Annotated in this window: 8 protein-coding genes; 3 read left to right on the forward strand and 5 right to left on the reverse strand. The window is 55.6% G+C overall.

Features of this window, described 5'->3' with window-relative positions; all coding sequences use genetic code 11:
• Positions 1-4 precede the first annotated feature (4 nt).
• Positions 5-1,426 (forward strand): SusD/RagB family nutrient-binding outer membrane lipoprotein, encoded by a 1,422-nt coding sequence (locus CCY01nite_RS23445; RefSeq protein WP_146866873.1) that lies wholly within the window; start codon positions 5-7, stop codon positions 1,424-1,426.
• 38 nt (positions 1,427-1,464) lie between these two features.
• Here the strand turns inward: CCY01nite_RS23445 and CCY01nite_RS23450 are convergent, their stop codons facing one another.
• The 3 genes from CCY01nite_RS23450 to CCY01nite_RS23460 form a co-directional block, all read right to left on the reverse strand.
• Positions 1,465-6,051 (reverse strand): LamG-like jellyroll fold domain-containing protein, encoded by a 4,587-nt coding sequence (locus CCY01nite_RS23450; protein ID WP_146866875.1) that lies wholly within the window; start codon positions 6,049-6,051, stop codon positions 1,465-1,467.
• A 118-nt stretch (positions 6,052-6,169) separates the two neighbouring features.
• Entirely contained in the window at positions 6,170-7,429 is a 1,260-nt protein-coding gene (locus tag CCY01nite_RS23455) for a YeiH family protein (RefSeq protein WP_146866877.1), read from the reverse strand.
• 17 nt (positions 7,430-7,446) lie between these two features.
• Entirely contained in the window at positions 7,447-8,685 is a 1,239-nt protein-coding gene (locus CCY01nite_RS23460) for a spore maturation protein (protein WP_146866879.1), read from the reverse strand.
• Between the two features lie 131 nt (positions 8,686-8,816).
• On the opposite strand from CCY01nite_RS23460, the gene ychF reads away from it, so the two are divergent.
• The gene (ychF, locus tag CCY01nite_RS23465; RefSeq protein ID WP_146866881.1) at positions 8,817-9,920 is read left to right on the forward strand and encodes a redox-regulated ATPase YchF; all 1,104 of its coding nucleotides are present in this window, start codon (positions 8,817-8,819) and stop codon (positions 9,918-9,920) included.
• Positions 9,921-10,078: 158 nt separating this feature from the next.
• Here ychF and CCY01nite_RS23470 read toward each other — a convergent pair whose 3' ends face one another.
• Together CCY01nite_RS23470 and metX are read right to left on the reverse strand one after the other, a co-directional pair.
• Positions 10,079-12,829 (reverse strand): TonB-dependent receptor, encoded by a 2,751-nt coding sequence (locus CCY01nite_RS23470; protein WP_146866883.1) that lies wholly within the window; start codon positions 12,827-12,829, stop codon positions 10,079-10,081.
• A gap of 119 nt (positions 12,830-12,948) precedes the next feature.
• Positions 12,949-13,992 carry a homoserine O-acetyltransferase MetX gene (metX, locus tag CCY01nite_RS23475; protein WP_246130027.1) on the reverse strand — a complete coding sequence of 348 codons (1,044 nt, stop codon included), beginning with the start codon at positions 13,990-13,992 and terminating at the stop codon, positions 12,949-12,951.
• A gap of 85 nt (positions 13,993-14,077) precedes the next feature.
• Between metX and CCY01nite_RS23480 the strand changes: the two genes are divergently transcribed.
• The gene (locus CCY01nite_RS23480; protein ID WP_146866885.1) at positions 14,078-14,497 is read left to right on the forward strand and encodes an OsmC family protein; all 420 of its coding nucleotides are present in this window, start codon (positions 14,078-14,080) and stop codon (positions 14,495-14,497) included.
• Positions 14,498-14,505: the final 8 nt, after the last annotated feature.

The following is a 14,505-nucleotide window of genomic DNA, read 5'->3' on the forward strand; positions in this document are numbered from 1 at the left end:
GATCATGAAAAAGAACATCATTTATATAATCTGTTTGTCGGGATTGCTTGCGATGGCTGGCTGTAAAGATTACCTGGACATCAATACCAATCCCAACCTGGCCGCGCAGCCGCCGATCGATGGTCTGCTGGCTTCCACCACTTATGCCACCGGCAACAACACCTACCGCGTCGGCAATATCACTTCCTACTTTGTGCAGCATCTTGCTTCGCCCACCGTTTCCAGCGGCTCGGATATTTATGACGAAGTGGACTACAATACCACCTGGCGTTACCTGTATGATAACATGACGGACATTCACGACATGATCGAACAGGCGAAGGAAAAAGGTTCCAGCGAGCACCTTGGCGTAGGATTGGTACTGATGGCGATCAATTTACAAATGGCAACGGACCTCTGGGGCAATATTCCCTACAGTGAAGCATTCGTTGCCAGCTCATCAGATCCGGAATCGCTCACACCGCCGTACGACAGCCAGGAAGAAATATACAATGCAGCGCTTCAGCTGCTGACAGACGGTATCGCGGAACTAAGCAAAACGGATTCGAAGCTGACGCTGAAAGCCTCGCAGGACCTGATCCACGGCGGCGACCTGGATGCCTGGAAGCGCACCGCGAACCTCATCAAAGCGCGGCTGCTGAACCACTATTCCCGGAAAGGCGCCTACAACGCCACAAACGTGCTCACCGCGTTATCCGGCAGCTATACCGGTAACAGCCAGGACGCGCAGGTGCAAACCTTCCCGGACCTCAGCCCCTGGAACCAGGCCGCTGTGAACAACACCAACCTGCTGCTGGACGGATGGATCAGCGCGCAGCTGGTGGATGCGATGGACGGCACTGATTACGGCGTTACAGACCCGCGCCTGCCTTACATGATGACGCTTACCCAATTTGGAGATTACCGCGGCACCATCAACGGCGCGGGCAGGGTAGGCACCGGCACGGACGATGAGGAAAGCTACCTTTCGCTGACCGGCTTTTATTCCAAACCCGGCGCGCCGGTGCTGGTGGCCACTTTTGCGGAAGCCAAATTCATTGAAGCGGAAGCGAACTTCCGGTCGAACAAGCTGAAGGAGGCCTACGATGCCTATCTCGCCGGTATTGCCGCGCACATGGATAAGCTCGGCGTTCCGGGACCGCAGAAAACAACGTACATCAACAACCCGGCCGTATCCGTCGGCGAGGCGAACATTACGCTGGCGCTGATCATGAAGGAAAAATATATCGCCATGTTCCTGCACCCCGAAGCATGGACGGACGCGCGGCGGTTCGATTACCAGTACAGGAATTTCACGCTGCCAACGGGCGCGTTGCTGCCGGCGTTTATCCGGCGGGTGGCCTATCCGAGTACGGAGATCAGCCGGAACGCGGCGAATGTACCGCCGGTGGAGAATCTGAATCAAAAATTATGGTGGGATGAGTAAAGTCCCGAAAAAGGGGCGGCATTTTCGCCGCCCCTTATCTATCGTTGTATGATGATCTTTTTCGTCCGCACCACATCCCCCAACACAACCCTCACAAAATAAACCCCCACCGGATACTGCCCAACATCCACCGGCAACGAAAACTGCATCCTGCCCGCCGCTGTTCCCCGTTCTACGATCTTCAGCAGCTTACCCTGCACATCAAACAGCTCCACACTGTAATCACAAGCGCCCGTTGTTCCAAAGCGCACCTGCACCCGTTGTGATGCGGGATTCGGATATACCAGCAGCGCTGTATTTTCATCCGCGGCCGTGATGTCCTGCTTCACCGCCATCGCACCCGGGCGCACCGGGCAACCGCCCGCCACCGTGGCATGAGGACTGAAAGCAAACAGCAGCCTGGCCACCAGCGGGTCCACACAGATATCTACGCCATAATAGCACAGCTGCACTTTCCTGTTCCTGTAACCGCATCGCACATCTATCACATGGATCGTTGCGGAAGCCTGCGAAGTACAGCCGTTCGCATTAGTAACGGTAAGGGTGAATGTGTGATCGCCGGTGGTGGAAGGTGTGAATGTTGGATTAGCAACGTGAGGATCGCTGAGCCCGGCGGCGGGGCTCCAGGAATACGAAGCATATTGCCCGGCGGCATTCAGCGTCACTTTTTGCGCGCCATAGCCGAGAGCGATCGTGTGGGCGTCAAGCCCTGTATAGGTGTTATTTTGACGGGTGACCGTGATCTGCGGAGCGGGCAAGGCGCTTTTCACCGTAATGAGCGCGGTGGCGCCGGCGGTATTGCCATTGGGGTCTTCAGCGGTGAGCGTTACCGTATGCGTGCCGGTATCCGCGCAGGTGAAGATGCTCCGGTCCAGGTACAGCGCGGCAATGCCGGAGGAATCCGTACTGCCGTTATCGATCTGCTGCGGGCTGATGGTGATACTGTCTTCCAGTGTAACGGTGATGTTCCGGGTGATCACGTTCGGCGGGGTGGTATCCCGCAGTGCTGCGATCTCTGCGGCGGACAACGCATAGTTGTAAAGGCGCACGTCGTCCATCAGGTCGCGGTAAGGTTTGTTTTCCGGTGAATTGCCGAGCATCAATGCGGTCAGCCTGCCGGTAGTGCCGGTAGTATAGGCTTTGCTGCCCATGAGCTCGCCATCTACGTACAGGCGTAACTGTTTGGAAGATGCATCCCGGACGGCCGTGATATGCTTCCATTGGTTGGAAAAGATGTTGGGCGTGATGGCCAGGTCGGTTTTTACGCTGCCGTCGTCGATGGCAAAGGTCAGCTTGCCATCTCGCAACTGAAGGCCGTACCACTTGCCGGTGCCCGCTTCAAAAGTGCCTTTGTGCGCGAGATAGCAGTCCCTGCCGGCGGAAGACGGTATTTTCACCCACAGCGAAATAGTAAAGGAGTTTTGATCGAAAAGCAGGTGATCGCTATGTGGAATGTGGATGGCTCCTGCCGCTGGCAGATCGCTGAATGCGAGGCTGCCTTTGAATCTGCCCGCGGTATCCCAGGAAGCTTGCGGGAAGGCATTGAGCTGCCCGTCGTGATGGAATGGGCTGTCGTCTTTCGCTGTCATGCCGGTGCCGTCGTTGAGTTTCCAGTGGCCGGCCAGTCCTTTTAACGACACCGTCCTGAACGTCCAGACAGCGCCGGGTGTAACGCCCGCGGGGCCTTCCGCGTCTACCCGCCAGTAGTATTGCGTGTGAGCGGCGGGATGTTCCAGTATATACAACGGCGTATCCAGCGGCGCGTCCGCAACATGCGTCAGTGAATCAGGGTGCAGGCCCATGTACACGCGGTAGCCGGATGTACGGATGCCTCCCTGCCATGATAAACGTACGGGCGGCTCGTATCCTTCCAGCAGCGCATTGTTGGCCACTACCGGGTTATAGGCTTGCAGCGGGAGCGGGCTGGTATGGAACAGCTCGAGTATTTCCGTTTGGGAAACGGGGTAGTTGAATATCTTCAGCTCGTCCAGCATACCCTTGTAGGGCGCGGGTTTGTTGGCGGTGGAAAGAAATTCCAGTTCGCCGATGTTGCCGATGATCAGCGCGCTTTCCTCGCCGATGCCCGCATTGGCTTTGGTGATGTTCGTTTCTTTCACCAGCGCGCCATTGCGGTAAAGCCGGAGCTTCCTTGCGGCGGTATCCCGCATCACTACCACATGCACCCATTCGTTCGTAAAGAAGGGAATGCCGTCCGCCTGCAATTCATCCTTGCCGCCACCGCCCGCGTCATTATCATCATCAATGGCGAACCTGAATTGTTTGTTCTTGAACTCGATATCGAAGCGCTTGCCGGTAGCGCCGGTAGCTGCGTTACGGGTGATAGAGCCTTTGCACAGCAGGTAAGCGCTGGTATTGTTGTCCGGAGGAAGCAATGCCGGCGCGGCCTTCATCCAGAACGACAGCGAGAAGGCGCTGCGTCCGAGGTGCAGCTGGTCCGCATGCGGTATCTGCACAACGTACATGTCTTCGTCCGCCGTAGAGAAATCAAGCGCGTAGTTGATCTTTCCCGGCACGTGGATGCTGTCATTGTCTTCATCCAGCCCTAACACGCCATCCGCCTGGTAAACCGACGAATCCGCCACAAGCCGTCCGCTGGTTTCGTCAAAGCTCCAATGCCCCACCATTCCCGGGGGAAAGACCTGCATGGTGCGGAAAGACCAGATGTCGCCGGGCGTTGTTCCTTTGTCGTTGACCGCATCCACGCGCCAGTAATAGGTGATGTTGTTTTGTAAGCCAGTCAGTGTAAAGGCAGGCGCTGTAACGGACGTTATTTGCGCAAGACTGTCCGCATGCGTTCCGAAGTACAGCAGGTATTCCACCGTATTTGCGCTGCCGGTCCATTTCAATGCAAGCTCGTCGCCGGACAGTTCCGCATAGGCGTAGCCGTTCGCGGGAACAGGTTGTGAAGCCATGTGCGGCGCGGAAGGGAGCGGCATTGTTCTAACGGAAACGGGCATACTGTAAATTGAAGTATCCGTTTCGTTCACCGCCTTGACGCGGTAGAAGTAAGTGGTGTTGGGACTTAGCCCGGCCGTATCCGTATAGGCGGTATCGTTAGCCGCCCGTGTTGCGGTGTGAGTGAAGGTGCTGCCATCCTGCGAGCGTTCGAGGATGAACCCTGTTTCATTGTCCGCATTGTCTTTCCATCTCACCAGTATGGTGCTGTCCGCGCTGAGCGTGACGTTGGAGGGCGGTTTGATGAATGCGGGCGGCGTAGTGTGGATCAGGGAGTTGATGTAGACTTCGATATTGAGATAGGCAGGTGTGCCGGCGTTCGGGAGAAGCGCATCCTGCGGCAGCTGTTTGTTGAGGCCGTTCGCGTCTTCCCAGGCATCGGGTATGCCGTCGCCGTCGGTATCCGGTGGAGCGGGCGCGCCGAAAACATTCCCCAGTCCGCCATTGGCGAAAGGCAGGTCTGTTTCGCGGTAAACGTACCAGCCCTGCGTGCCCTTGGAACGCACTTCATCGGCCAGCAGGGAATCCACCTGGTCGCGGCGCGGATACATGGCGCCCACGCTGTCCGTCACCCATTCGTAAGCCTGTCGGGCCGTCATAGCGGGCGTGGCAAGCGGGTAGGGGAAAGGTTGTGTTCTGAAGCCTTCCGCGGCAATGCCGGGATAGCCGGTGGTATCATAAGGGACCAGTGTGCCGTTCAGTACGCCGTCCGTGTTATTATCGAAATAGTTTCCGGCGCCGTAGAGGAAGAACGTGCCGGTACCGCGGGAGAAGGGCGTTGTTTTCGAGGGCGGCGTCAGCGGGCCGCCGGTGAAATAGTTATTGATGATATTCACTTCGGATACGCCGGCGGAGCCGCCCATAATGTAGGCGTCGCCGGACCAGCCGTAGTTGAGGTTGTCGCCGAGGCGGTTGCCGTTGCCCCAGTTGTATACGACGTTATTAACGAATTCATTCCCGCCTTTTACTTTAGGGTTGCGGGTTTTGTTGCTGATGTAAAGATTGCGGATGAGGCTCACCTTGCCGCCGTCCGGCGTCTGGATCAGGCCGCCCGCCGAGTGATTTTCGCGGTGAAGGCCCTGCCCGATGATCGAGTTCTGGATGGTGATGTTGTTGGGTGCGGTATTCTTGCCGTCCCAGTTGATGGAGAACACTTCGTCCATGCCCCAGGTAACGGAGAGATGATCGAAGATCATGTTGGCGCCGTTGGCGATGCCGGTGGCGTCTTTCCCGGAGTTGGCGGTGGCGCCGAGGCGGATGCGCAGGAAGCGGCAGATGGTATTGCTGGCGCCGGAGAAGGTCACCCGTTTGTTGAATAGCACGATGCCGTCGCCGGGCGCGGTTTGTCCCGCAATAGTGGTGTTGGGCGATACAACGATGTCGGATTGCAGGTAGATGATGCCGCCTACGGCAAATACCACGAATCTGCCGGGCTGGCTGACGGCATCGCGGAAGGAGCCGGGGCCGGCGTCGTTGAGATTGGTAACGATGTAGACCTGCGGAGTTGCGGCGCCGCGGGCGCCGGTAGCGAAACGTCCGAAGCCGTCAGCGCCGGGAAATGAAGGAGTTTGTGCGTTCAGGGAAATGGACAGCAGGAGGAAAGCAAATAACAGGATGTTCCTCCCCGGCATACGGGCAGTGTTTTTCATACGGGAATAAGTAATGATAGTGGAGGATATTGTTCACTGACACCCAGGGAAGATGGGCGATGATCAAATGTATGTAAATGGTGACAGGTAACTATCCTGCACTATCATGCCGTATGTTCTAGTCCTTGAAGAGAATGCCGCCGAACACGAGGTAGGCCATCCCCAGCGTTACCAGGATGTTGAATACCTGCGCAATGATGAAAGCCATCGCCGGCCGGCCGTTCTCCATCCGGAAAATGTCCGTAAACTTTGTTTCAAGACCGATGCAGGCAAATGCCACCGCAAAAAAGCAGGTTTGCAGGTCCTTGATATGTCCTTTCACGTTAGCCACTAACGCAGAAGGTAATACGAAAGAGAAGACAAGCGATACGATGATGAAGCCGAGCACGAACTTCGGGAAGCGCTCCCAGATGGTACGCAGGCCGGGCTTCGGTTGATTGGTTTCCTTTTTGGAATAGGTCCACCATACGGAAATGAAGAATGCGGCAAGACCTAACAGTACGTTCTGGGAGAATTTGACGAGTGTGGCGTATTTGAGTGCTTCGTCGCCAAGCATGGTGCCCGCGGCCACTACAGCGCCGGAAGTATCGATTGTACCACCGAGCCATGCGCCCGCCACGTCCGCCGGCATGTCCATCCATCTTGCAATGTAAGGCATGAAGATCATCATCGGGATGGCGACGATCAGCACCAGCGAGATCACATGAGAGAGCTTTTTATTATCCCCTTCGATCGCCCCGGAAGTGGCGATGGCGGCCGATACGCCGCAGATGGACACCGCGCTGGATATCATCATCCTGAATTCATCATCCAGTTTGAATTGTTTGCACAGCCAGAAAGTGGAATACCATACGGTGAACACCACCACTACGGATTGCAGCACACCCATCCCGCCGCCTTTCAGCAGCTCCTGGAAGATGATCCCCGCACCGAGCATCACCAGCCCGATCTTGATGAACAGCTCCGTTTGCAGCACCGGCCGCATCCATTCAGGCACGCCGATGACGTTGCTGATGAAAAGTCCCAGCAACAGGCTGAACAAAACGATCTCGATGCCGAGGTCTTTTACCGTGGCGTTGCCGGTGAACACCTGCGCGAACATGGATATGGCCATCACGGCGATCAGCCCGGTCACGATCCGCGCATCAAAGCGTTTGCCGCCGAGAAGGCCGGCCAGCAGCAAGCTGCCCAGCACCCAGAGAAAGAGGCCGCCGGCTTTATAAAGGTTGGAAGCGCTGCCCAGTTTTTGTAATAATGTTTCTCCGCTGTTCCAGTCGAATTTAGGCATGGAGGGATGTAGGCCCAGGCATATCAGCCCGATGCTGATGAACGCGACGATCACCGCGATCCAGTCTTCATGTAATGGTTTTCTTTGCATCTGTTTTCAGAAAATGGTTAGTGGAAAAATATATACCCGATGATGATCGCGGCCACCACGCCCACCACATCCGCGATGAGCCCGCATGCCAGGGCATGCCGTGTTTTTTTGATGTTCACCGATCCGAAGTATAAAGCGAGTACATAAAAAGTTGTTTCTGTAGATCCCTGCATGATGCAGCCCAGGCGGCCGACGAAAGAATCAGGGCCATAATTCTCCGGCTTCATCAGATCCACCATCAGTCCACGCGCACCGCCGCCGCTGAAGGTCTTCATGATACCTACCGGCAACGCGGGTACGAAATCCGTATTCAATCCCATCCACCCGACTATCAACGCGATACCGTTCGTAATGAAATCGAGACAGCCGGTAATGCGGAACACGCCGATGCCTACGAGAATGGCTACCAGATAGGGAATGATCATCACGGCGGTGGTGAAGCCCTCTTTGGCGCCGTCGATGAACGCTTCGTATACATTGATCTTCCGCAGGAAGCCGGCGACCAGGAACAGGATGATCACGGAGAATATAATGAGGCCGCCGACCATGGCGGTGTAGGTGGCGATCATTTCGGAGGGCATGTTGTTCATCCACGCATACAGGCCGTACATCAGCAGTAGAAATCCTCCAACGAATACCAGCACCGGCAATGAAAAAAGGTTGATGCGCTGGTAGAGGGCCACGGCGATCATGCCGGACATGAAGGAAATGAACGTGCCGATCATGGTGGGGATGAAGATGTCCGCCGGATTAGCGGCGCCCATGGCGAGGCGTACGGCCATTACGCTGGTGGGAATGATGGTGAGGCCCGCGGTATTGAGCACGAGGAACATGATCTGCGGGTTGCTGGCGGTATCCTTCTCTGGATTCAGCTCCTGCAATTCTTTCATGGCCTTGAGGCCGAGCGGGGTAGCGGCATTGTCCAGCCCCAGCATGTTCGCCGAAAAGTTCATCACTACCGATCCCATAGCCGGGTCTTTCTTCGGCACCTGCGGGAAAAGTTTAGAGAACAGCGGGTTCACGAACCGGGCGAACTTTTCGATCATCCCCGCTCTTTCCCCGATCTTCATGATCCCGAGCCAGAGGGTCATCACGCCGGTAAGGCCGATAGCGATCTCCGCGCCCGTTTTGCTGTTCTCGAAAGTGCTGGTCATCATTTTCGCGAAGATCTCGGTATCCCCCAGGAAGATCAGCTTGCAAAGCGCCACAACGAAGGCGATCACAAAAAAGCCGATCCAGACGTAGTTTAATGCCATATATTATACAGTTGTTAGCCGTTACGGATCAGTTGATTAGGAGCCGAAGGGCCATTACGGTCTCCAAAATAGTAAATTTTAACACGCTTTACTCGCTGAATTGCACTATCTTTGCGCAAATTTTTGAAAAAATGGCTTTGCAAGCAGGAATTGTCGGATTGCCGAACGTAGGAAAGTCCACGCTATTTAATGCTGTATCCAACAGCGCCAAGGCACAGGCGAGCAATTATCGCTTTTGTACGATTGAACCGAACATCGGCCTCGTAGATGTGCCGGATGAGCGGATGGCGAAGCTGGAAGAGCTGGTGAAGCCTAACCGCACTGTGCCTACCACCATCGAATTCGTGGACATTGCCGGCCTTGTAAAAGGCGCCAGCAAAGGAGAGGGCCTTGGCAACAAGTTCCTCGCCAACATCCGGGAAGTGGATGCCATCGTGCACGTGATCCGCTGCTTCGAAGATGATAACATCCTCCGCGAAGAAGGGGCGATCAACCCCGTTGGCGACAAGGAGATCATCGATACCGAATTGCAGCTGAAAGACCTGGAAAGCGTTGAGAAGAAAATAGCCCGCACCGAGAAAATGGCGAAGACCGGCGGAGATCCGAAGGCAAAAGCCGAATTTGAAGTGCTGAAACGCTGCCAGGCGCACCTGGAGCAGGGTAAAAATATCCGTGAGCTGGGCCTGTCCAAAGAAGAGCGCGCGGCGATCGCCGACCTCTTTTTGCTGACGGAAAAGCCGGTGTTGTACGTGGCGAATGTGGACGAAGCATCGCTGCATACCGGCAACAAATTCTCCGAAGCGCTGGCTGCCGCTGTGAAAGCGGAAAACGCCGAGGTGATCGTGATGAACAATACGATCGAAGCGCAGATCACCGAAATGGAAGATCCGGACGATAAACTGATGTTCCTCGAAGAATACGGACTGAAAGAACCGGGCCTGAACCGCCTCATCCGCTCCACTTACAAGCTGCTGGACCTCATTACCTACTTCACTGCCGGCGTGCAGGAGGTACGGGCATGGACCATCCACCAGGGCTGGAAAGCGCCGCAGGCGGCCAGCGTGATCCACACCGATTTTGAAAAAGGATTCATCAAAGCGGAAGTGATCTCTTATGATGACTATGTGAAGTTCGGATCGGAATCTGCGGCGCGCGACAACGGCCGTTTAAGGATTGAAGGGAAAGAATACGTGGTGAACGATGGTGATGTGATGCACTTCCGTTTCAACGTCTGACCAAAGATACCCATGAGCAGATCATGAGGGTTACAACAAAATAGAAAGCCTCCGGATGTCCGGAGGCTTTCGCTATTTATGGCAGTGACAGAAATGGTTCGGGGTGATTGCGGGCGAGCGTTTCCTGCTTTGCAGCAAAATGCGTCACGGGCCGTGGTCTACTTCAAAAGGTCTTCAAATGTGAGGCTCAGGTAATAGATCCCGCCGATGGACGGGTTGCCGAGCGAGGTCACATAATACTTGTTCAGCAGGTTGGAGCCACCGAGCTTGATGGTGGCATGCGCCTTTGGCACCTGGTAGCTGATCATCGCGTCCAGCGTGCTGAAAGCGGGCACCATGCCGGATACGAATGAGGAACGCCAGTAGAATTCATCCTGCCAGCGGTAGCTGATGTTGAAGCCGAGGTTTTTGTAAACGTTCCTGTTGCCAACGCCGAGGTTGAACCGGAATTTCGGCGTGTTGAAATCGTTGTACAGGCCAACGGGCTCTTTCGTCATTTCGTTGAAGGACACGTTGCCGCTGAGGTTCCAGTGGTTCACTACATAATCCAGCCCGAGCGCCCATCCCTGCGTTACCACCCGCTCGTCGTTGTTGTAAACGGAAGAGAAGATGTTCGGGTTGGCAAGACCGGCGGGTGTGCCGTCCGGACTCTGCACGATCGCGAAGATGGTCACAAAATCACGGTACGAATTGTAGTAGTAATAAGCGTCGATCAGCAGGCGGTTTTTGATCAGGCCGCGGTAGCCGATCTCGTAGGCCTGCACTCTTTCGGGTTTGAGCTCGCCGAAGGTGTACTGCTCAAGGTCCGCGGGGTTGAGGGTTTGCCTGAATTTCTGGAAGCTCGCCTGGGTATATCCTTTATTGGTGTTGAGGTTGTATTTGTTGACCAGCTCGGGAAGGCCGCCGATGATGCGTGTTTTGGAACGGACTTCCAAATCGATGTACTGGTTTTGGGTGGTGGGGATGCGGAAGCCGGTCTGGTAGGAGAGACGGATGTTGTTGTTCTTCGCAACGGTGAACACGCCTGTGAAACGTGGCGTGAAGCGGCCTTCGAAATTCTCGTTCTTGTCGTACCGCAAAGAGCCCGTCAGCTTGATGCGGTCGTTCGCCAGCTTTTTACCCACCTGCAGGAAACCCGCATATTCATCGATCTTGATATCGCGGCTGGCATCATCAAAAATAGTCCCGTTCGAGTTCAGATCGTACCGCCGGAAAGACGCTCCGGCCTGCAGATCGAAGAATTTGACGAGGTGGGAGAAGTTATACATTGCCTCGTAGTGGTAGAGGTTCGTTTTATCATCGAATTTAGCGCCACCACGGCCGGCGCCTACGCCAATATAGCGGCTGCCGATGGAATCCTTTACCCGCTCAAAGCTGGCGGTGCCGGGTTGCAGGCGGTCCCTGTCCGCATACGCCCTGGCGATGGCATGGGCGGTTACGCTGTCTTTCGCACCGGGTGAGCCGGGGAAGGTGCCGGCGCGCGCCAGGTTGTAAACGGTAGCGTATTCTGCAAACCATCCGCCGATCACCTGGCCGGCGCCGTTGGTGATGGCGCTCGGGTTATAGGCTTCATTGATGAAAGAGGCCATGGCGGTGGAGTTATAGGCTTCGCCGGAGCGCTCCTGCGTGGTGTAGGCGCGCACGAAGTAATGCTGGCCTTTCAGCTCGATCTTGTATTGCCCCATGTTGAAGTTGCGGAGCGAATAGCGGTCCAGCCCGGTATACACGGTAGTGCCCTGACCCCAGTTGCCATGCAATATCAGCTCGGCGTTGGGGTTAAAGCGGTAATGCAGGGCGGCGTTGGTTTTGAGGCTCCGGGTGTCATAGTCCACCACGTCCCGCTCGCGGTAGCCGGTGCGGGAAACGGTGACGCCGTTCAGAAGCCCTCCCGTAGCGGTGAAGCGGTTATTGATCTCGTCGCCATAAATATTGATACCGTCATATGCCGGATCATCGAGGTGGGAGTGGCCGCTTTTGTTGACCAGGCCAATGCGGTCGAAGTTCGTGGAATCCAGCGCCTGCCAGTCGTTCGCCTGCAGGTAGGCTACGTTCACCTTGAACGCGAACTTGCCGAAAGCTTTGGCATAGCGTGCTGTGATCTCGGGGATGAACCCGGCGGAGCTGCGTTGCACGCCGCCCAGGTGGTTCACGGCGCCTTTCAGCTGGAGACTGAGGCCCTGGTAGTCGTACGGATTCTTGCTGGTCATCAGCAGCGTACCGTTCGTGCCGCCGGCGCCATACAGCGCGGAGGCCGCGCCCGGCAGCAGCTCCACGTTCTCTACGTCCAGCTCCGTGATGCCCAGGATGTTGCCCACGGAAAAGTTGAGGCCGGGGGCCTGGTTGTCCATCCCGTCTATGAACTGGTTGAAACGGGTATTACCGTTGGCGTTGAAGCCGCGGGTGGTAATGGAGCGGAAGGTCAGGCTCTGGGAGCTGCTTTCCACGCCCTTGAAGTTAGTGATGAAATCGTAGAAGCTGGGCGTGGGCGTTTCTTTAATAGCCCTGACGTTGAGCTTTTCGATAGACACCGGCGATTCGAGGATGGTTTCCGGCACCCGGCTGGCGGACACCACTACTTCCTGCCCCAGTATTTCGGTGGAGGAAAGCTGAACGTTCACGTTCATGGAAGCGTCCGTCACCCGTACTTCCTGCGGGGAATAACCGACATAGGAAAACACGAGGGTCAGCGGGAGGGAGTGGTTGGTGTTGAGCCGGAAGCTGCCGCTGGCATCCGTGACAGCGCCCGCGGAAGCCCCTTTAACGGAAATGCTCACGCCCGCCATGTTCTGCCGGGTGGCGGCGTCGGTTACAGTGCCTGTGATCGTGGTTTGATTTTGCGCCAGCGCATACTGCCAGGAGGCAAGCAGCAACACCATGAGCCAGCAATACTTTTGTAAAGTACCTTTCATAATGTGAGAATTTAATGAGGAATTTTGGCTGACCGAGACAATTAATTTTTATCTAGTTGCAGGGTGTAAACGAATTATACAGAGAAGTTAAGGGATTTTTATCACATAGAAAATTTTTCTCAGGGCTTCGACAGGAAGTCTTCCAGGATGCGGCCGATCTTCTCGAATTCGATTAGAAAACCATCGTGGCCGTAGGGTGAATCTATTTCGTGATACAGGGTATTGTGCATGTGTCCGGACAGCAGCAATTGCTCTTCCGGCGGGCAGAGAATATCGCTGGTAATGCCTATCAGAAGGGTGGGCTGCTCTATCTGGCGGAGCGTGGTAGCCACGTCTTCATGCCTGCCCCGGGCGATGTTGTGACTGTCCATCGCCTTGGTCAGCAGCCAGTAACTTTGGGCGTTGAAGCGCTTCACCAGCTTGTCTCCCTGGTAAAGGATATACGAAGAAGCCCTGAAATTGTCGGTCTTCTCTTTGTCCGGGTCGGTTTGCATCCGTACAAAGGTCTGATAGTTGCGGTAGGTGAGCATGCCGATGGCGCGTGCGGCTTTGAGGCCCCTGGCGCCGGCTTCGGGTGTGGAATCTTCCCAGGTGTGGTCCGCTTCGAGGGCGAGGCGCTGCGAGGTATGTACGGCAATGCCCCAGGCGCTTTCAGCGGCGCCGGTGCAGAGCAGGAACAGCTTGCCGATGCGTTCCGGCTCCATCAGCGCCCATTCCAGTACCTGGTAGCCGCCCATGGAACCGCCTGCCAGCAGGTGTATCCTTTCGATGTTCAGGTGCTTGCGGAGCAGGATGTGCGCATGCGCAATGTCCCGGATGGTTACCTGCGGGAAGCTGCGGAAATAAGGTTTTCCCGTTTCCGGGTTAACGGTCAGCGGGCCGGAGGAGCCGTAACAGGAGCCGATGATGTTGGCGCAAACGATGAAATGACGGGCAGGGTCGATCACCTTGCCTTCGCCTACCAGCCCCGGCCACCAGTCCGCCACATCGGAATTGGCCGTCAGGGCATGACAGATCCATACCACGTTATCCCCGTGTTTGTTAAGCGTACCGTACGTATGATAGGCTATGTCAAGGCCGGGAAGTACCTCGCCGGACTCAAGATGAAAAGGCTGGTGGCTATGATAGGTCTGCAATGACAACTCCGTTCTAAATTTGCGCAAACCTACAAAAGTCGGGGACGAATTACAAATCCTTCCGCTATAAGCCATATCTTTGCGTATCATTTTTATTTAATATCGCTACATTATGAAAATCGCCTTAAAGAGAATAGACGACGGGTTTAACATGGAAGCTGTGGACGAACAGGGCCACAAGGTATTGATGGATTCCTCCGTGGAGAACGGCGGAAAGAATAACGGCGTCCGCCCGATGCAGATGCTGATCATGGGGCTGGGCGGTTGCTCGGCGATCGACGTAGTAATGATCCTTAAAAAGCAGCGGCAGGAGATCACGGATTTCCGCATCGAAATTGAAGCGGACCGCGAGCAGGGAAAAGAACCCTCCCTTTGGGAAAAAGCGCATATCGTGTTTTACCTGAGCGGTAATATTGATGCGGACAAAGCATCCCGCGCCGTGGAGCTGTCCATGAACAAATATTGTTCTGTAGCCGAAACGCTTCGCCAGGCCAAAACACAACTGACCTGGGAGATTAAGCTGAATAGTTGAGCATACAA

This window comes from Chitinophaga cymbidii (genome assembly GCF_007992715.1).
Lineage (GTDB): Bacteria > Bacteroidota > Bacteroidia > Chitinophagales > Chitinophagaceae > Chitinophaga > Chitinophaga cymbidii.

What these genes read in the sequence shown, in the direction of transcription:
- CCY01nite_RS23445 (WP_146866873.1), top strand. Translation starts at nt 5, where the DNA reads ATGAAAAAGAACATCATTTATATAATCTGTTTGTCGGGATTGCTTGCG.
- CCY01nite_RS23450 (WP_146866875.1), bottom strand. Translation starts at nt 6,051, where the DNA reads ATGAAAAACACTGCCCGTATGCCGGGGAGGAACATCCTGTTATTTGCT.
- CCY01nite_RS23455 (WP_146866877.1), bottom strand. Translation starts at nt 7,429, where the DNA reads ATGCAAAGAAAACCATTACATGAAGACTGGATCGCGGTGATCGTCGCG.
- CCY01nite_RS23460 (WP_146866879.1), bottom strand. Translation starts at nt 8,685, where the DNA reads ATGGCATTAAACTACGTCTGGATCGGCTTTTTTGTGATCGCCTTCGTT.
- ychF (WP_146866881.1), top strand. Translation starts at nt 8,817, where the DNA reads ATGGCTTTGCAAGCAGGAATTGTCGGATTGCCGAACGTAGGAAAGTCC.
- CCY01nite_RS23470 (WP_146866883.1), bottom strand. Translation starts at nt 12,829, where the DNA reads ATGAAAGGTACTTTACAAAAGTATTGCTGGCTCATGGTGTTGCTGCTT.
- CCY01nite_RS23480 (WP_146866885.1), top strand. Translation starts at nt 14,078, where the DNA reads ATGAAAATCGCCTTAAAGAGAATAGACGACGGGTTTAACATGGAAGCT.